The 17,507-nt window shown below is 70.1% G+C and carries 21 protein-coding genes; 4 read left to right on the top strand and 17 right to left on the bottom strand.

Translation table 11 applies throughout. The features are described 5' to 3' along the window. Positions 1–187: hypothetical protein (locus tag ABZY44_RS17815; protein ID WP_356654759.1), on the bottom strand; the 187-nt coding region annotated here is incomplete at its 3' end. Between the two features lie 22 nt (positions 188–209). Here ABZY44_RS17815 and ABZY44_RS17810 point away from each other — a divergent pair. Then, the gene (locus ABZY44_RS17810; protein WP_356654758.1) at positions 210–533 is read left to right on the top strand and encodes an SH3 domain-containing protein; all 324 of its coding nucleotides are present in this window, start codon (positions 210–212) and stop codon (positions 531–533) included. A 49-nt stretch (positions 534–582) separates the two neighbouring features. Here the strand turns inward: ABZY44_RS17810 and ABZY44_RS17805 are convergent, their stop codons facing one another. From ABZY44_RS17805 to ABZY44_RS17770, 8 genes are all read right to left on the bottom strand, one after another. After that, complete coding sequence (locus tag ABZY44_RS17805; protein ID WP_356654756.1) at positions 583–1,140, bottom strand: DUF4913 domain-containing protein; 558 nt, start codon at positions 1,138–1,140, stop codon at positions 583–585. Then, entirely contained in the window at positions 1,133–2,872 is a 1,740-nt protein-coding gene (locus ABZY44_RS17800) for a TraM recognition domain-containing protein (protein ID WP_356654754.1), read from the bottom strand. The genes ABZY44_RS17805 and ABZY44_RS17800 overlap by 8 nt, the downstream gene beginning before the upstream one ends. After that, complete coding sequence (locus tag ABZY44_RS17795) at positions 2,872–4,389, bottom strand: ATP-binding protein (protein ID WP_356654752.1); 1,518 nt, start codon at positions 4,387–4,389, stop codon at positions 2,872–2,874. The genes ABZY44_RS17800 and ABZY44_RS17795 overlap by 1 nt, the downstream gene beginning before the upstream one ends. A gap of 7 nt (positions 4,390–4,396) precedes the next feature. Next, positions 4,397–5,845: an SCO6880 family protein gene (locus tag ABZY44_RS17790; protein WP_356654750.1), complete on the bottom strand. Its 1,449-nt coding sequence runs from the start codon at positions 5,843–5,845 to the stop codon at positions 4,397–4,399. After that, the gene (locus ABZY44_RS17785) at positions 5,842–7,308 is read right to left on the bottom strand and encodes a hypothetical protein (RefSeq protein ID WP_356654748.1); all 1,467 of its coding nucleotides are present in this window, start codon (positions 7,306–7,308) and stop codon (positions 5,842–5,844) included. The genes ABZY44_RS17790 and ABZY44_RS17785 overlap by 4 nt, the downstream gene beginning before the upstream one ends. Then, a complete protein-coding gene (locus tag ABZY44_RS17780) occupies positions 7,305–8,090 on the bottom strand; it encodes a hypothetical protein (RefSeq protein ID WP_356654746.1) in 786 nt (261 codons plus the stop codon). The genes ABZY44_RS17785 and ABZY44_RS17780 overlap by 4 nt, the downstream gene beginning before the upstream one ends. Beyond that, positions 8,090–8,296 carry a hypothetical protein gene (locus tag ABZY44_RS17775; RefSeq protein WP_356654744.1) on the bottom strand — a complete coding sequence of 69 codons (207 nt, stop codon included), beginning with the start codon at positions 8,294–8,296 and terminating at the stop codon, positions 8,090–8,092. Before ABZY44_RS17775 ends, ABZY44_RS17780 begins: the two co-directional genes overlap by 1 nt. 72 nt (positions 8,297–8,368) lie before the next feature. Continuing rightward, positions 8,369–8,848, bottom strand: coding sequence for a hypothetical protein (locus ABZY44_RS17770; protein ID WP_356654742.1), 480 nt, complete (start codon positions 8,846–8,848; stop codon positions 8,369–8,371). 241 nt (positions 8,849–9,089) lie between these two features. On the opposite strand from ABZY44_RS17770, the gene ABZY44_RS17765 reads away from it, so the two are divergent. Both ABZY44_RS17765 and ABZY44_RS17760 read left to right on the top strand, forming a co-directional pair. Further along, entirely contained in the window at positions 9,090–10,076 is a 987-nt protein-coding gene (locus tag ABZY44_RS17765; protein ID WP_356654740.1) for an NlpC/P60 family protein, read from the top strand. 76 nt (positions 10,077–10,152) lie between these two features. Beyond that, on the top strand, positions 10,153–10,482 hold the full coding sequence (locus ABZY44_RS17760; RefSeq protein WP_356654738.1) for a hypothetical protein: 330 nt from the start codon (positions 10,153–10,155) through the stop codon (positions 10,480–10,482). Positions 10,483–11,270: 788 nt separating this feature from the next. Here ABZY44_RS17760 and ABZY44_RS17755 read toward each other — a convergent pair. Then, the gene (locus ABZY44_RS17755; RefSeq protein WP_356654736.1) at positions 11,271–11,861 is read right to left on the bottom strand and encodes a hypothetical protein; all 591 of its coding nucleotides are present in this window, start codon (positions 11,859–11,861) and stop codon (positions 11,271–11,273) included. Between the two features lie 182 nt (positions 11,862–12,043). Here ABZY44_RS17755 and ABZY44_RS17750 point away from each other — a divergent pair, with 182 nt between their 5' ends. Then, positions 12,044–12,385 (top strand): hypothetical protein, encoded by a 342-nt coding sequence (locus ABZY44_RS17750; RefSeq protein ID WP_356654734.1) that lies wholly within the window; start codon positions 12,044–12,046, stop codon positions 12,383–12,385. A gap of 31 nt (positions 12,386–12,416) precedes the next feature. Here ABZY44_RS17750 and ABZY44_RS17745 read toward each other — a convergent pair whose 3' ends face one another. The 7 genes from ABZY44_RS17745 to ABZY44_RS17715 all read right to left on the bottom strand — a co-directional run bounded on the left by ABZY44_RS17745 (position 12,417) and on the right by ABZY44_RS17715 (position 17,469). Continuing rightward, on the bottom strand, positions 12,417–13,289 hold the full coding sequence (locus ABZY44_RS17745) for a hypothetical protein (RefSeq protein ID WP_356654732.1): 873 nt from the start codon (positions 13,287–13,289) through the stop codon (positions 12,417–12,419). A gap of 462 nt (positions 13,290–13,751) precedes the next feature. Next, complete coding sequence (locus ABZY44_RS17740) at positions 13,752–14,426, bottom strand: helix-turn-helix domain-containing protein (RefSeq protein ID WP_356654730.1); 675 nt, start codon at positions 14,424–14,426, stop codon at positions 13,752–13,754. A 258-nt stretch (positions 14,427–14,684) separates the two neighbouring features. After that, a complete protein-coding gene (locus tag ABZY44_RS17735) occupies positions 14,685–15,728 on the bottom strand; it encodes a hypothetical protein (protein ID WP_356654728.1) in 1,044 nt (347 codons plus the stop codon). 130 nt (positions 15,729–15,858) lie between these two features. Continuing rightward, positions 15,859–16,272: a hypothetical protein gene (locus ABZY44_RS17730; protein WP_356654726.1), complete on the bottom strand. Its 414-nt coding sequence runs from the start codon at positions 16,270–16,272 to the stop codon at positions 15,859–15,861. A gap of 150 nt (positions 16,273–16,422) precedes the next feature. After that, positions 16,423–16,710, bottom strand: coding sequence for a hypothetical protein (locus ABZY44_RS17725; RefSeq protein WP_356654724.1), 288 nt, complete (start codon positions 16,708–16,710; stop codon positions 16,423–16,425). Continuing rightward, positions 16,703–16,993 carry a hypothetical protein gene (locus ABZY44_RS17720; protein WP_356654722.1) on the bottom strand — a complete coding sequence of 97 codons (291 nt, stop codon included), beginning with the start codon at positions 16,991–16,993 and terminating at the stop codon, positions 16,703–16,705. The genes ABZY44_RS17725 and ABZY44_RS17720 overlap by 8 nt, the downstream gene beginning before the upstream one ends. Further along, positions 16,990–17,469 carry a hypothetical protein gene (locus ABZY44_RS17715; RefSeq protein WP_356654720.1) on the bottom strand — a complete coding sequence of 160 codons (480 nt, stop codon included), beginning with the start codon at positions 17,467–17,469 and terminating at the stop codon, positions 16,990–16,992. The genes ABZY44_RS17720 and ABZY44_RS17715 overlap by 4 nt, the downstream gene beginning before the upstream one ends. Positions 17,470–17,507 lie beyond the last annotated feature (38 nt).

The raw sequence follows: 17,507 nt of genomic DNA, 5'->3' as shown, positions 1-17,507 counted from the left end.
GCGACTCCACCTCCGTGGTCATGCGCGCCGCCGTTGGAATATCCGCCAAAGCCTCCAAGTGCGGGAATTCTCCACCTATTCGGAATTGACCGCCCCTTGAAATAGCTCGACCCCAGTTCAACACGTCAGGGTGAAATGCGTTCACCCGCCGTAACATTGACGGTCGATCAGGGTTTGTCTGTTTCATGAAACGAATTCTCCCTGTCTCCATGTTGGCTCTCGCTTCACTCGCCATCGTGTCCCTGCCCGCTGCTGCTGCGCCCGCAGCCAGGACGATGGCCGTGGCGGAGTGGAACTCGTGCGGGTACCACCCGTCGACGAACTTGAAGCTGCGGCCGGGCCCGAACACCCGGCAGGGTGCGATCGGCCTTCTCACGCCCAACGACAGCGTCCACGTCCTCAAGGAGCAGGGCGGCCTGTACCAGGTCTCGCTCGACCAGGACTCGGAGACCGGCCTCAAGGCGGGCACCAAGGGGTGGGTGACCAAGAACCTGACGCCTCACGTGTGCATGCGGCTGAGCGTCCCCAACTGACATCCAGCTGACGGTCGGCTCCGGAATCCGCCCGGAGCCGCCGAAACGTCTACTCATAGCTCCACGCGCTGGGCACGAGGGTCGGCTGACGGTGTGCAACCTGGTGTTCGCCCTTAGTGCAGCCGGCGAAGGGACCGCCGGGTTCGCGCAGCTCTCGCAGGCAGGGGTCGTAGTGGTCTCGGTGCCAGGTACTGGGCCCGCTGTACCCGCAAGTGGCGGGGTCAGTCAGTTCCTGCCAGGCCAGCCAGAGGGCATGGAGTCGGGCGATGGCAACCGGATGCTCGGTCCACAGGTGGCACCAGCGGGTGTCGGCGGAGGGTTCGGCGAGGTAGCCGGGCACGAGTACGCCTTCGACCCACTCGGCCAGGGCCCGGAGTTCTTCGTCGTACTCGGGCTGGTCCAAGAGGAGAATGAAGGGCGGGAACTCCCAGCCGTCTTCCTCGATCTCGGCGTCGCCCTCCTCCCCTGGTGAAGGGGCTGTCTCGGACGCTTCGGCGGGAGCGACGGCGATCCCCTTCAACTGCGCCGCCAGTGACCTCACCTGGGCTTTAAGGTCTTCGATGTCCTCAGTCAGGGTGCCCGGGAGGGTGTCTGGGGTCTCAGGCACGGCGGCCGGCCTTCTGCTCTTCGTACGCGGCGACCGCCCTCTTGGTGATGAAGGCTTCCTCCGCGTCCTTCGCCGAGCCGATGTGCTTCATGGATTCCTCCTGGTACCAGGGGCGGAGCTGGATCTGCGCGATCGGCATGCCCGTAGCCAGGAGGAGAGCGCTGCCCTTGGGCATGGCGCGGATCTCGGCGGGTTCGAGGATCTGCTCGCGCTGCTCCCCGACGGAGGTGGAACCGCCGTCGCGGCTCTTGGAGTACGACCCGCGGTGGACGGTGTGCTGACCGACGAGGGTGGCGATGTCGGCGACGAACTTCGGGTCGTCCACTCCGGCGCCGATGACCTTCTTGGTGGCGGCGGACCACATGGCGTCCATGCCGACCTCGCCCCAGGCCTTCACGCCCTGGCGATAGCTCTGGAGGATGACGTACGGGTTGATACCCCGGGAGCCGAGGTGGCTGAACAAGTCGGGCAAGTCCGCGATTTTGCAGATGTTCGCGGCCTCGTCGAGCACGGCGCGCATCGGCTCAGGGAGCCGGCCGCCGTGGCGCTCTCCGGCTTCGGCGGCCGCGGTGAACACCGCGTCGGCGAGGGCTGCGACGACGGAGGAGGCGGGGCCGCCCTTCTTCGACAGCAGGTAGAGGGTGTCCTTGGAGAGCGCGAACTCCTCCGGGTCGAACCGGGGGCGCGTCTTGTCGGGGGTCACCCACGCGAGGACCTGCTCGTCGCGCAGGCCGGACAGCGCGGTGCGGGCGTTCTGGAAAATTCCGCTCTGGGTCTCTTCGGCGATGTTGATGCTGGCGTCGACCTGCTCGGCGAGCACGGGCTCGTGCCGGTAGAGGATCCGCAGGGGTGCCTTCTCGGCCGGATTGGCGACCCAGGACAGGACGTCCTTGATGCTGGCGCCGTCGTGGTACGCGGCACGGAACAGGCCGACCAGGAGGTCGTTGGCGGATTGGCTCCAGAACGGGTCGGCGCCTTCGCTGCTGATCTGGGCGATGAAGTGGGACGCGAGGCGTTCGGCGCGCTCGGGGGTCTCGGCTTCGGCGAGCATGTCCCACCACATGGCGCGGTCGATACGGGCGACGCCTTGGGTGTCCAGGGCCCAGATCTCGCCTACTCGGCCCCGTGAGGCGAGGGTGGCGGCATACGTATCGGATTTGTTGGAGGTCATCAGCAGGGCGGCGGGCGCCTCTTCGGCTACGGGGATGGCCAGCGCGGTGGACTTGCCTGCGCGCGGGGCCATGATCGCGACGAAGGTGTCCTCGTCGGAGCCGCGCAGCTCGACGCCGCTGGGCATGTGGTTGCCGAGCAGGACGCCCCGGTCCGCTGGGGCGATCTCCTTCGGCGGGATGCCCTTGAGGGAGGCGCGCAGGCGGGTTGCGGTGTAGGCGGCCTGCATGGGGGCGAGTTCGCGGACCTGGTGGAGGGTGGCCATGTCGCGCGGGTGGTAGAACCAGCGCAGCGCGAGCTTGACCCCCCACACGAGTGCGGCGACGACGACCAGGTCGAAGAGGAACGCGCCGATGCCGGCTGCGACCGGCGAGGGTGCCCAGACGGACGACCAGTCACGTGCCATGAGCAGCACGGTGTACGGGGTGAGGTCGGGGCCGACGGGCTCGATGGTGGCGAGCGTGCCGAGGGCGGCGCCGGTCCATGTCGCGGCGGAGAGGGTGACCACGCCCCCTACGAGGCATGCTCCGGCGACCCAGTTGCGGTCGGAGTCCGTCATCATCAGCGCGCGGGCCTCTTCTTGTAGTCGGTGTGGTAGAGCCGGGATTCGGTGGCGGTCAGCTCCATCGCGACTGCGATGCCGGGGCGGCTGCCGATCTTCAGGAGGTACTTGCCGCGGCCAGGGTGCACGGTGTCTCCGGCGTCCAGGCCGGTGCTGGTGGCGGAGGACCAGGAGCTGATGATGGCCCGCTCCTGTTCGGTGAGCTGGCGTTTGCCGGTGACGCGGGCGAGCTCTTCGTCGGTGCTGGCGCCGATGACCCAGGTGTCGCAGCGGTCCATCAGGCCGCGCGCTTTGGCCCGGTCCTCTTCTGTGGGCAGGGATTCGACGTCCTGGATGGAGTGGGTGACGTAGATGATGACGTCGCCGTCGCCCCGGGCGAGGCGGCCGATGGAGTCCATGGAGTCGACGAGGCCGGGGCCGGCGCGCAGGGCCCTCCACATCTCGTCCATGCCGACGACCAGGCGGCGCTGCATGAGTCCGGTGGACCGGGCGGAGTCGATGCTGGAGTAGGTGTAGGCCCAGGTGGCGATCATGCCTGCGGACAGTGTGTCCGAGCCCCGGGAGCGTAGCGCGGAGATGTCGACCGACACGGCGGAGGAGTTGAGGTCGAGGTCGACGGTGGTCGGCCCGTCGAACAAGCCCTTCAACGGGCCGCCACAGAGGTTGTCCAGGCCGGCGATGACGGAGCGGGTGAGGTCCTGGTAGGTGGCGTCGTGCGCGGCGAGGCGGTTGCGCAGGGCTTCGGGGGCCTGGCGCAGGACCGTGATGACGTCGGGGACGATCGGGTCCTCGCCGGGGCAGGCGTCGGCGGCGAGTTGTACGGCGCAGGTGAGGGCGGAGCGCTGGATCTCGTCGGCGGCCCGGCCGAGGCCGTGCTTGGTGGAGAGCAGGGCGCCGAGCGTTTCGAGTCGGCGTGCGGTGAGGACGTCGAGGAGGAGGTCGCGTCGCGCCGTCGGCAGGGAGCGGACGGTGTGCTTGAGGGGGCCGGAGTCGAGGGGGTTGAGTCGGCCGGATCCGTCGCCGATGCATACGACGCTGCCGCCGAGCTGCTGGACGAGCTGGGTGTACTCGCCCTTGACGTCGCCGGGGATGACCGGCATGAACCCGAGCGCCGAGTAGACCATGAGCATGCGCTTGACCAGCGCGGACTTTCCCGCGCCCGGCTGGCTCATGGCCCAGACGTTGGGGTTGGTGGTGAGTCTGCCGACCCAGTCGGCGGGGTCGATGCAGACCAGCTCTCCGGTGAGCATGTCCCGTCCGAGCGGGACCCCGCGGGCGGGGAGCCCGGCGCCGAGGAGGAACGGGTAGATGCCGGCCGCCTGCGTGGAGGGGCCGGTGTAGACGGTGCCGGTGTCCTCTACCGGGGCGCGACCTGCGAACCGGCCGCCCCAGCCGAGCCGTGGAGCGTGCAGGCGTCGAAGTCGTTGTTGTTCCGCCGCATCTGCACGGCGCTGCGCGGGGTCGATGGGCGCGGCGGTGATCTGGCGGGGGGTCAGGACTTTGACGGGCTTGGCCATGCTCGCCTCACTTGACCAGGGGGTGATAGCCGACGGGGAGGCCGGCGGCGAAGACCGCGCCCTGGGCGCTGAAGGCCGGGCGCATCCGCAGGGCACGGGTGGCCTTCACGGCCCGGTCCAGCTCTTGCCGTGCGGCGGGCAGGTCGGCGACGGTACGGGCGGTAACGGTGGCCATCAGGGTCCAGTCGACGACCTGGGCGCCGGACGCGGCTTGGGCCGCGGCTTTCTCCGCCTTGGCGTAGTCGGCCTTCTGCGACCAGCGGGCGCGGCCTTTGACCTGGGCGGTGGTCTCGGCGGCCTGGTGCGCGTTGCTGATCTCCCGCTCCAGCACGGCTTCGCCTTCGTGGGGGTCCAGGACGCGGTAGGCGAGCGTGACGCGGCGCTGAAACTTTCCCGGGGAGAGGAGGGGAAGAAGGGTGCTGTAGGGGATGGGGCGCTTGGGCATTTCCCGCAGGACCCAGGAGACGGACAGCGCGCCGTCGTGGGCGTACACCTCGGGCCCGTCGTCGGCGGCCATGGGCCCGCATTCGCCCCAGGACAGCTCGGCGAACTCTTCGTCGCGTGCGAAGAAGGAGGAGGGGTCGTAGGCGGAGCGGACCAGGCGGCGCAGGTCCGTGGCGGTGGCTCTGCGGATGATGTCGGTGCCGGTGCCGGACAGGTCCAGGGAGTCGACGACCCGCAGGGTTTCGGCGACCTGTTCGGCGAGGTCGGCCGGTGGGGTCGCGGTGGCGTTGGGGTCGACGATGACGCTCATCCACGGGGCTACGGACGCTGTGGCGCGCGGTGCTGTTCTGACGAGTTCGTCGATGAGGGCCTGGGCGACGGCGGGGGCGTTCGGGTCACGGCGGGCTGCGATGTCGTCGCCGAGGGCCTCTCCGGCGCCGGGGGTGATCTGGATGGTGACCGACGCGCCTTTGATCTGCTCGTCGGTGGACATGGCGTCGAGCACGGAGCCCCAGTTCCGCAGGTTCGAACGGACGGCGGCGGTAGGCGCCATGAGGCTGCCGCCGGGGGCCAAAAGAGTGCAGATGGACATGTAGCCGCTGCGGCGGTTGTGAACGACTCCGACCTCGCGGCCGGTGGTCGGGTCTTGGGCTTGGATCAGGGTGGTGGAGGCGGCTACCCCGGGCAGGTCGAGCGAGTAGGGGAGTTCGAGCAGCACCTTACGGTAGTTCGTGGCCTCCGCACGGGCGGCGAGCTTCCACGCCAGCTTGGCCCAGTAGTAGGCGAGCGCGGACATCCCGTGCCTGCGGGCCGCGGTGAGCCCGAGTCCGATGAAGGTGACGGGCAGGGTCACCCACAAGCTCGCCGGTGCCCGGGTGGCGATCACTCCGTCGAAGGCGAGAATCGTCGCTCCGAGCATCGTGGCGTTCTTCGTCAGGTTGCCCGCACCGTGGGAGCGGCGTGTGCGAAAGCCTTCGACCCTCAGTCCGGTCGGTGTCTCGGTGGTGGTCATGTGGTGCTGCCCCCGTCTCCCATGGTCGATGCGGCTCCCTGCACGGCGTCGTTGACGCCGTCGAGGACCTGGAGTGCCAAGGTGGCTCCGCCGGTGGCAGCCGCCGCCGTGCCGGTGGCGGCCAGGCCGGTCGCGGCCTCAGTCCCGCCGCCGACTGCTCCCTCGGGCCCGCCTTGCGCGGGCACCTGCGCGTTGCGTGATGACTGGGCGAGGGCGTCCTGCCCCGCCTCTCCGGGATCGCCCTGACTCTGAGGTCCCATGGACTTCTCCACGTACTGGGACTGCGAGACGGCATCCGTCCCGCCGCCGTCACCTCCTCCGCCGCCTCCCCCACTGGGGTCGGGGTCGTCACCGCCGCCCTTGCCGCCAAAGTAGGAGCCGGCCACGTTGGCGGCGGCTCCGAGGGCGCCGCCACCGTTGAGGCCCGCACCGATCTCGGCCCCCAGAGGTGCGAACAGCTTGGTCAGCGGCCCGGGTGCGATCACGGCCAGACACAGGGTGGCCACGCCTCTCAGCCACTCCACCAGGGAGTGGGCGCGGCCCACCTCGGAGAACCCTGCACAGATGATCACGGCCACGATCGGCTTGTAGGCGATGACGGTGCAGATGGACGTCACCAGCTTCGGCGTCCAGCTGCGCGTCGACTCCCCGCCCATCAGGCCGGCTCCCGCGATCGGCAGAAGCAGGCACTGAATCGGGATCGCGGACTCGCGCAGAAAGGTCAGCACCAGCTGCACGATGCCCACGAGCAGGAGGACCTGGACGATGCCGAGCACCATCACGGGATTGAGGACGGCCGCCGGCATCAGTACCTCGACGAGCCGGTCGAACGTCTTGTCCTTGAACGTGGCGTTGACGACCCCGTTCGTCAACGCATCGCTGAGCTTGAGCAGCATCACGACGACGGTCAGCCCGACCCCGCTCAGCAGGGCGTTCTGGGCGTAGCCGATGAGGACCCGCCCCCAGTCCTGCGCCTTGCCCGACAGCGCGGCCTTGCCGATGCTCCACATGGTGCCGAAGGCGGCGATCACCCAGCCCAGCCAGACCAGCATGCCGCTGAACTTCGCATCGGCTTCGAAGAGGCCGGTGTCCTCCAGTTTCAGGCTGGGGCCCAGCAGGGCCATGGTGAACACGGTGCGCAGTAGCCACTTCACGACGTCTACGGCGGATCGGAGGACGTCGCCGATGACGGAGTCCCAGACGCTTTGCCAGTACTCCTCGACCTTCTCCTCGACCTTGTCGCCGACCACGTCGCAGGCATCGCGGCCCGCGACAACCGTGCCGACGAGGCGGGCCGCGGTACCGAGGGCGCTGGAGCCGGTGACGACCCGGCATCCCACATCAACACCCTGGCTGACCGCGCCGTCCTTCTTGGGCTTCGGGTCATCGGCGGCGGCCTGCGGAACGAGCGCCAGGGCCAGGATCGCGACGGCCGCCAGCAGGATCGCGACGAGCCGTTTCACGAGGCCTCCCGGATCGCGGTCCAGCCCGCCGGGCTGAACGCCGGGTCCCCGGGGGCCACGATCGCGGGCTCCTCCTGCTCCTGGGCGGCCCGGCTCGCCTGCTCGAAGGCGGCGACGGAAAGCTTCCAGTCGCCCTGCTCCCAGCGCACGGCGGCCAGGCTCCGCGTGTAGGAGCCGCGTTCGGCCTTGGTCTCGCCCGGCTTCGTCGTTACCCGGGACAGCAGCCAGGCACTGACCTCCGTGGGCGAGTGCGCGATCACCTTGTAGCCGATGACGTGCGCGCGGACGTAGGAGCCCTGGGGCAGTTCGCTCCCTGCGGGCAGGCCCCAGTCCGTTCGGAGGCGGGCGTCGCTCTCGCCGCCGGCCAGCTCCAGCCCGTCGCGAAGACGGGTGCTGCGGTCGGCCGCGCTGAAGTAGCTCTCGTACAGGGCCAGCTGCTCGGCCTTGTTGCTGTTGCCGGGGTCGACGAGCGTGCTGTTCGAGGTGACGAGCATGCCCAGCGCGCCGTCGAGGGTCTGCGGGAAACCGACGTCCTTGCCCCGGGCGTCGGAGCGGGCGCCGCGGGGAAGGGTGGCCCAGCGCTCGGGGTCAGTCCAGTCCCGTGGCGGTTCGTACGTCGGCACGGGCGAGGACGGCGAGGTCGCCGCGCTGCCGGGCTTCGCGGAATCCGGTTCGGAGCCGCTGCCGGACAGCATCGAGTAGCCCGTCAGGCCCACGACCGTGAGGAGGAGGCCTAACGCGGTGGGCATCATGTAGCGGGTCAGGCGGCCGTCGCGCGCCATCAGGCCGCGATCCCGTTGAGAATGCTGATCAGCACACTGGAGATCATGATCGCGAGGACACCCCCGCCCATCCACTTGAAGGGCTCGGAGCCTCCGCCACCGCTCCTCGACTTGTCGGCCGAGGCGAGCTTGAGAACGCCGTAGCCGACCGCACAGGCACCGGCGATCACCAGGATGTAGAGGCCGTATCCGAAAAGCTCGCTCACGATGGGCGCCATGCCGGGAATCGGGGTGGGCTTGGCACCGGGCAGAACCGGGGGCGGGGCGGCGTGCATCGGTCAGTTCCCTTCTAGGTTGCGGCGCAGTCGTGCGGCGGCGGCCTGCACCGGTTTGTGCTCCAGGGCCTCGGCGGGGTCCTCGACCGTCCGCAGCACGGGCAGGTAGGGGAGGGTTGCGGTCCCGGCGAGCCGGGCGCCCAGGGCGCGGATCCGGAAGCGGGCGGCGGGTGGCGACGGGATCGGCGCCTCAGCGGTCAGGACCAGCCAGGGCCTGGGCATGTCTGCGGGCCAGGCGCGGATCATGCGCTCGACGCAGGCCGCGCCGTACACGGTGGTGTCGGCCACAACCACCGGCCGCACCCCCATGGGCAGCGGCTCCCCCCGGGCGGGGTAGTGGGCGATGCCCGGTTTTCCGTCGGCGAGCAGGTACGGGACGACGGCCATCGCCAGCGAGCAGGCGTGCGCGCCGAAGAGGGCGTAGCGCTCGCTCCTTCCGGGTCCGGGCAGCTCGGTCTCCGGATTCACAAGATCGGTCGCCACACGCAACCTCCCCCCTTCGTCACCCGTTGCAGGGTTGCAATGTGCAGTCAATAAGCTACGGAGAGTAGCTGCGTTGATCAGCAGAGCTGACACGGGGTCAACGGACAGTCCGCTGATCAGGCACTTCGCAATGTTGTGCGAAGTGGCCCGCGGGTGACCGGGTCAGTCGAAAGGGGGACTCGTGAAGGCTGTATCCGGTGCCGTTCTGGCGGTGTTGACACTCCCCGTAATCGTCCTGCTCTTGATCGCAGGACTGATCACCGGTATGGGAGCCGACTCCGCGACCGCCGCGAGCAGCCTGCGCGGCGTACCACCGGAGTTCGAGCCTTGGATCCTCAGGGCCGTCGCCGAATGCGAGCACCCCGAGCTGACGCCTGCCCTGATGGCCGCTCAGCTCCAGCAGGAGAGCGGGTTCAGCACCTCCCGCAAGACGGTCTCGTACGCCAGCGCGCGCGGTCCGGCGCAGTTCGTCGACGGGACCTGGGCGACGTACCGCAACGACGCCGACGGCAACGGGCGCGCCGACCCGTTCGACGTCGGCGACGCGGTGACCGCCCAGGGCCGCTACATGTGCTCCCTGCTCGGCGACGCCAAGGCCTCCGGCCTCAAAGACGACGTCCGCCGCCTGGCCCTCGCCGGCTACAACGCCGGCTGGGGCGCCGTCCTGCACTACGGCGGCGTCCCCCCGGAGTCCTTCTCCGACGGCCAGACCTACCACTACGTCATCAACATCATGAAGATGATGAAGGACTACGAGGGAGCGCCCCTGCTGAACGTGGGCGGCAGCGGGGCCGGCTCACAGGCACTGCGCCGGGCCGCCGCCCGGATCGGCACCCCCTACGCCTACGGCGGCGGCGGCCCGGCCGGACCCGGCCGGGGCTTCTGCGACGACGGCAACGGCTTTGTGCGCGGACGGTGCGCAGCTTCCACCACCGTCGGGTTCGACTGCAGCAGCCTGGTCCAGTACGCCTACTGGCCCCACACCCAGCTCCCGCGCACCGCCGCCGCCCAGTACGAGGCCACCGCCCACCGGCCCGTCGCCCGCGGTGAACTCCGTCCGGGCGACCTGCTCTTCTGGGCCCACCGGGACGGGCACATCTACCACGTCGGCCTCTACGCGGGCGGCGGCCGGGTCCTGCACGCACCGCGTACAGGCCGCCAGGTCGAGGTGGTGGCCCTCGACTCCGCCATGCCGGCCAGCGACTACCGCGGCGCCACACGGGCCTGACGAAACCGGGCCCGGACAGAAGCACGCACGGCGTCGCTGGACGGCCTGCATCTGCAAGGTGGGCATGATGCAGGGCATGGATGCACACGAGATCCTCAAGAAGGCCCAAGACCTCCAGGCCGCGAAGCTGGCTGCGAAGCAGGCCGCCGTGGCCCCGCTCGCGGAACTCCTCGCCACCCGGATCCGCTTGCAGAGCGAGTTCAAGGAGACGGAAATCCCGTACGGGAAGGCCTACGCCCTGGCGGCGGCAGCAGGCTGGTCCCCTGCCGAGCTGACCGAAATCGGTGCCACCGAGCCGACACCGCGGCCCCGCACCCGGCGGTCCAAGACCGACGGCAAGGCCGCCGGTGCCGCTACGCGCGACTCAGGAACGGAGATTCCCACGCAGACTCCCGTCAACGCCTGACCTTGCCAGTTCACCCGGGGCGGGTACTGCTCGCCGACCAGCTGAGGTTCAGACCGGCATCCGTCACATGGCATGCGTGGCCACCACCGCGGCCGTCTGCGGGCAGTCCGGGCCCATGAAATGCAGCCAGCGGCGGCGGAGGCGCGGTGCGTGGCAGGCGTGCCCATCCCCGGTCCACGCGCATCGTGGGCGCGGACCGTACCCCCGCCGTCATCCCGTCTCAGCGTGAGGCGAGCGCGCCGCCCGGCCGTGGCTGATGGGGAGCGGGCCGCTGCCGCGCGCGGCTGAGCCCGTCGGGTCAGCCCGCATCGGTGGGGCTCTTGTCGGGGCTCAGGAGCGTGTCATCCACACAGCTAGCGTCACCGGGAGGCGTCACTCGGTGACGTCTCCTGAACGCGACTGCCGCTGCCGCCACGCCCTTGTTCGGCACCGCGGCGAGCAGTACCGGCTGTCCGACCGCTTCCGCCGACCAAAGGGTGTGTCGCTGGAGTACCAAGTCGATCCGCACTGCGGGCAAGTGAACCGGGGCCAGGGATGACGGCGACCTTCGAGCAGGGCACGCAACGCCTCACCGCCGGCGTCGAGCGCCGCGGTGCGGGCCCTGCGCTGCCGCCAGCACCTGGTGCGGCAGCTCGCCGAGCAGAACCGGCGTGACTTCCTGCATCCCTCGGGGAGGGGGCGCCCGCACTGGGAGCACCGCGGAACGGACTTCCTTACCACCACCCCAGGGTCCTCCGGCTGCCGATCGGCCGCCAGCACTCGAAGGGGTTCTCCGTCTGCGTCTTCGGTCAGCAACCGTAGGAGCTGAGGAGGATCCTCGACTCCTCGTTCGCCGGGGCGAGCGGGTGCGTGCCTCCGAGGACGGCGTTGCTCAGCCTGAGCACGGGGTACGTACGGCCCTTGGGCAGCGGGCCACCGGGCCAGACCTCCATCCGGTGGTCGCCCTTCGCGGCCATGCTGACCACGGAAGCCGACTTCGTTCCGTACGGCGTCTCGGCCAGGCACTGCCCCGGGCCGGCCAGCTCGGCGACGTAGCGGGCCCACGGCGACATGTAGACGTGCGAGGCGGCCGTCTGCACGCACCAGACCCCGGTGACCGCCAGCACGAGGGCGACCACGATCGGGCCCCGGGTCAGCGGACGACGGTGCAGTCCCCGCCATCGCCCGAAGAACCACGCGGCGGCGAAGCCGACTCCTCCAGCGACCGCCCAGGTGAATACACCACCAAGAACCGGATGCTCGAAGAAGAAGCGGCCCTTCACAGTGACCACGATGGCCGCCGCCGCGCACGCCGTCCCGCAGATCGAGGCGATCAGCGGCAGGCCTGACGGCACCGCCTCCGAGGGGAGCCGCCCCCCGCTCGTAGCAACATCCGCCACGGTGTCCTCCCGATCACGCTCTGTCCTTGCCCGGCAGCATCGCACAGCCCGGAACACCCCCGGACCGAAGCGTCACAACCGCGCCTGGGACCTCCCCGAGGCCTGCTCCGTCGCAGTCGGCCAGTCTGAGCATCACCCAGACAGCGGATCTGCCCTGCAGCGCGACGAACGGTTGAGCAGGCATGACCCACCGCCCGTACGAACACGACCTCGGCACCCTCTACCTGACCTACGCCCCGGCGCACCTCGACCACAACGAGGCCGCCCTGGCCCTGATCGCCCACCTCCCCGACATCAGCACCGCTCGAATCAAACACGCACTCGCCTGCCGCCACTTCGCCACGACAGGCGACGAGGCCTGGATCGACGCCTACTTCGCCGCTACCGACATCGGCCCCGACCACGAGTTCGACGCAGGAATGGTCTCCGTCGCACGCCGGAGGGTCGAGCGGATGCGGATGCTGGAATGGGAGCTCACCGGCATCCACCCAAGCGACACCGACACCGACACCGACACCGACTAACTCCCAGACTGACCCCAACCGCACCACCGTGTTACCCGTGGACGCGCATGACGGTGACCACCGCGTGCCTCGTGGTCCCCGCCAGGACTTCGACCACCAGGCCCTCGTCCGCCTTCTGGTAGGGCTCGCCGTCCGGGGTGCGGGCCACGGCGCCCTCGCCGGCGGCCCGCAGGTAGAGGGCCACCTGCGCGGCGAGGGGCGCGGTCAACTGCTGGGAGCGGGCTACCTGACCACCAGGCAGCCGGACAACCAGGTGGCGGGGGTGCGTTGCGGTACCGGTGAAGCCGACGACGTCAGCATCGACCGTTTCCGTGTGCCGGATCTTCTCCCATACACGCTGGTTCCCCAGGTACAGGGAGGTCCCGCGTTTGGCGACCAGGCCCTCAATGCCCTGATCCTGCAGCGCCTCATACCAGACCAGGGCTGTCCCCCGGTCGTCCGTCGCCGGGACCGGCTGGACCGGGGGACCTACGTCTTCGAGGAGTTCGAGCATCAGTCGGCGCCGCTCGACATACGGGCGGCGGCGTACGTCCCCGACTTCGGGGTGGGCGATCAAGTCGAACGCGGCGTACGAGGCTGGCAGCGCCGCGGCAAGCTCCCGCGCGCGCACTGGCGTCGAGGCCGCACGCGACTGGACGGCGGAGAAGTCGACCGCGCCCTCCCGCCAGATGACCACCTCTCCGTCCAGGACCGTCCCCGGCCGCAGCTCTTGCTGGGCGGCCAGGGCCAGGTCCATCCAGACCGAAGTCACGACCCGTCCCGACCTCGCGTACAGGACGACGGAGTCGGCGGTGCGTCGGACGACCGTACGGTGGCCGTCGAATTTCGGCTCGTACCACCAGCCGTCCCCGGACGGGAGCCGGGATACGGCCTGGGCCAGGGCGACAGCCACGGGGAACTCCATGCGCCCACCCTGCGCAGTCAGCGCGCTCCCTGCCGCTCGTGCTGGGCCGATCGGAGCCCAGCACGCGAAGTGCGGGCCACCCCCGGTCGGAGGTGGCCCGCACTTGCGTGGTTCCGGCCTACTGGGCGCGGCGGTCGTGCTGCTTGGGGATCTTCTTCCCGGTGGTGGGCTCCGAGGCCTTGCGCTGGCCGGGGACGGTGGGGTTGTCGTGCGTGTTGCGGTCCATGACGGGGTCCTTCCGATGGTTTGACTGACGGGTGCCGGGGCGGGTACCGACCGCCTTCCGACAAGAAAAACATTACGGCAATAATGGACATTCTGGGATAATTTAGCCCGGTGTGTCGCATTTGATCTACGCGTTCGGGGGCGCGCCCGAGAGGTACCTCGCCCGGCGCCAATAGCGGTCCGCCGTCCTTGCCACCCCCTGGTGAGTCAGGGGGCGGCAAGGACGGTGCCCCCGGCTCAGGCCTCGCCGGTCTCCTGCTCGCGGGCTGCGAGGAGCAGCCGCTGGGCGGTGCGTTCGCCGACGCCGTACTTCTCGCCGATCTCCCCCGGTGTGGGCTCGGGTGCCCTGGCCCCGGCGGCGAGGGCGAGCGCGGCGGCGATCTCGGCAACGCGGGCATCGGGGCGGCGCCGGGGAGCCCGGTCTTTCGCGCCCTGCGGGCGGCCGGCTCCGGTGAGCTCGGGATGGTGGCGCTGGTCGCCCGCTTCGAGTCGGGCTTCGAGGTCGGCCCGGCGGTACCAGGTGCGGCCGTGCCGCTCGACGACCGGGAGGTATCCGCTCGTGCCGTAGTCGCGGACGGTGGAGGCCTTCGCCTTCAGCACGATCGCGGCCTCTTGGTCGGTGAGAAGGTCGCCCGGGTGCTCCTCCCCCGCCGGTACGGCCGGAGGCCACGCGCCCGCGTCGTCCGCACCGGCGGCCACGTCCTGGTCCCGCTGCCCGGGAGGCCACGTGGAGCCGGAGAGGTAGGCGCGAACCTGTTCTTCGTCGTAGAGACGAAGGCGCCCGCCTTCGTTGACCAGCGGGACTCGGGCGCGCAGGGACTCGCCTTCGTTGCGCTGCCAGGTCTTGAGGTTCATCTCCTTCTCGGCGGCGATGTCGGCTTCGGTCAGGGCGGGTCGGCCGCGCGGGATCACTCGGTGCTCCTGTGGCTCGTACAGGGCCGCGTACGGCCTGTGGGCAAGGGTGCTGTGGATAGACTGCCGGACATGTCGCGCTCCCTTCGTGGAGATGCTGACGGGTGGGGGCCAGTGGGTACCGCCGTCTCCTCGCGGAGTCGGACCGCTGGCCCCCGACACTTTCTGGACGGACACCGCGTCGGCCCGGACCGCACATGAACACGAAGCGGCGCCCCGGGCCTTCTCCCGGGGCGCCGCTTCGTGTCTGTGCCGTGCTCACGCCGCCTTGACCGCGACGTCCTCCGCCGTGGTGCGCCATGCCCGGATGGCGGCGAAGCGCGCCCCTTCGACCTGGCTCCGGAAGCGGTCCTCCGCCATGTCGGCGATCTGCCAGTCAGTCAGGTGGAATCGGGCGGCGGCCGCCGCGTAGTGGGCCGCGACCGCTCCGGCGACGGTGTCGAGGGCGCGCAGGTCCACGTCCTCCATCGGCGTCGGCTCCGGGACTCCGAAGCTCACGTCCCGCTGCCGCTCCGCCAGGAGCAGCAGCGCCCGCTCCAGGACGTCGGAGGCGTGGTGCCATCCGTCGGCGTAGTGGAGGAGGGCAACGACCGCCTCCACTACGTGGCCTACGCGCAGGAGCGGGCCTCCGACAGCGAGGGGATTACCGCCTCGCTCCCATTGCGCGGACGGGTCCGTCTGGCAGGTGAGGCACTCGACCAGGGAGTCGGCGTAGTCCGCCGGATCGGTGTCCTCGTCGGGAACGCGGACCTGCCTGCCGTCGCCCTCGCCGACCGCGAGGTCGTGGCCGTCGTGCTCGGCGAGGACGTCCTCAATCCGGCGGCCGTGGCGGACGGCAGCCAGGTGGTCAAGGAGGATCTTCTTGCCGCGCGCGGCGTCGCGGGCCCCCGTGTCAGGGTTCTCGACCACCGTGTGCGCCTCGTAGTCGTGCTCGACGTCCTGCTCCGCCTGGTCGCCGAGGGGCGTGAGGGCCAGCCTCCACCAGCCCCCCGACTCGCGGGCGAGTGCCGGGGGTCGCGTCTCCTGCCCGACGAGCTTCTCCAGCTCTTCGTCAAGTTCGTCCCACGGCAGCCAGGGGGTGTTGACCCAGTCCTCCAGGTCGAAGTCGGGCCCGTGCTCCGCGAGGACGTATCCACGCCCAACGCGGCGGACCATGCGGAGGCTGGCGGCCCCGCCTGCCTCGTCGATCTGGAAGAGGAGGTGGGTGCCCTCCGTCGGGCAGTCGCTCCAGATGCTCGCGGCATGTTCGGCGATGAGGTCGAGTGAGGCGGTGACGGGGGTGTCTTCGCCGGTGAAGGCCATGGCGTCTCCTTGATGCTGACGGGTCGTCTTCTGCCGGAGGGGTGGGTACCGACCACCCCCCGACATGGAAAACATTACGGCAGTAGATGACAGCAGGGCTATGCCGAACCCTCCATGTCACCCGGACGGCCTACTGGTGCAGCCGTCGGCTCGACCAGGCCGCCGGAAGGCCGTCCCCGCCGCGCCACACCAAGTACACGAAGGGGCGCGCTGTCCGCGCGGACACCTCGCCCGCCGTCCCGGCCGGCCCGCACCACACGGCCAGCGTCTCGGCGGTCCGGCCCGTGTCGCCGTCGTCCCCCGCTTCCAGGTGCAGGCACCCGGGCACCCGGGTCGCCTTCGTGAGGGTGCCGCGTACCTCCCAGCCGCCGGCCGCCTGCGGGCCGACCACGAGATCGGCCACTCCGGCATCCTCCGCGTTCCCGGCCACCAGGCGCAGTTCGTACGACGCGCCAGTCGGTGCGGCCCCTGCCGGGGCGGCGAGTCCGAACACCGCAAAGAGCGTGACAAGGCCGGCCGCAGCGCGGGCGACGGTGAGGTCCATCGAAGTCTCCTGTCCGGCCGCTCTCGGTCGGCGGCCCAGGTCTTGATCAACCTGGCCCGCCGACCGGCGGGCACGGCCCCGGCAGGGTGACCGCGTGCACCGTCGCGTGACGGCAAAGGGCCTGGCGCGAAGGCCGGGCCCAACGGGTGTTCAGAAAACCAGGACGTGCGTGATGACGATCTGCGGCGGGTCCTCGTCGCGGCTGATCACGTACTCGGCGATCCCGAGTTCGCCCTCAGCACCGAGTGCGAGGCGGCGCTGCTGCGGTCGCCGCGGTGACGCGGTGCTCCCCGGCACGAGGCCGCCCAACTCGCCGATAGTGACCATCGCGGCCACGATCGCGCCGAAGACATCGGGCGGCAGCGACGGGTCCATCATCAGCTGGGAGACGTTCTCGGACAGCACGCAGGGCAGACCTTCGTCGTACGGATCAGTCAACGGGCAATCCTGCCGCCCGGCGCCGCGCAAGAAGGTCGTCCAGCGAGACGGTGGGCACCGTGCCGGCCAGCACCGCGTCGGCCCGCGCGTCGGCTTCCGGATCGGTGTCGAGCATCGCCTCGCCCCACCAGCGCAGAAGCACACCCTTGGCCTGCTCCGGAGCGGCAGCTAGGAGTTCGCGGTAGAACTCCATCCGCTGCGCGCCGGACAGAGCGGCCGCGATCCCGTCCGCATTGCGCGGCACACGCTCGGGCTTGTGCTCGTGTATCGGTTGCGCGGTCATCGCCCGCCCCTTTCCGTCTGCCCCGAGTCTGCCTTGTCGGCATGGCTGCGGTCGACCGTCTGCCTGGGAATGTCTGTCTGACGCTCGGTCGCGAAGTACGTGCTGGCTGCGGCGTCGGTGTGCGCGTTGGTGTCCGCGAGCACTCCGGCGAGCCGGTAAATGGCTCCCTTGTCCGGGTCACCCGAGTAAGTCACCTTCAAGACTTCGTCGACGTGACGGAGTGCGTGATAGACGCTGAAGTACCCGGGGCTGCGGGTGCAGCCCTTGAAGGTGCCGCGGTCGAGCTGTCCGAGCGCGCGGCGGACCAGTTCGAGTTTCGCCACGTCCACGGTCGGACGCTCGGCGGCGCGCTGTGCCTTGATGACGGTGTCCAGAGTGCGGCGCATCACGGGGTAGACGGGGTTCCAGTGGTCGGCGATGCGCTGGGCCAGGTCCTCGCCGATGAATCGCGTACGCACGCTGTCGGTGGTGATCACGACGATCTCCTTCTTCGCAGGTGTGGGATCTGCTGGAT

The sequence above is a fragment of the Streptomyces sp. NPDC006544 genome (assembly GCF_040611715.1).
Taxonomy (GTDB): Bacteria; Actinomycetota; Actinomycetes; order Streptomycetales; family Streptomycetaceae; genus Streptomyces.
Note: the sequence above shows the minus strand (reverse complement) of the source record. Positions and strands in the feature narration are given on the sequence as shown.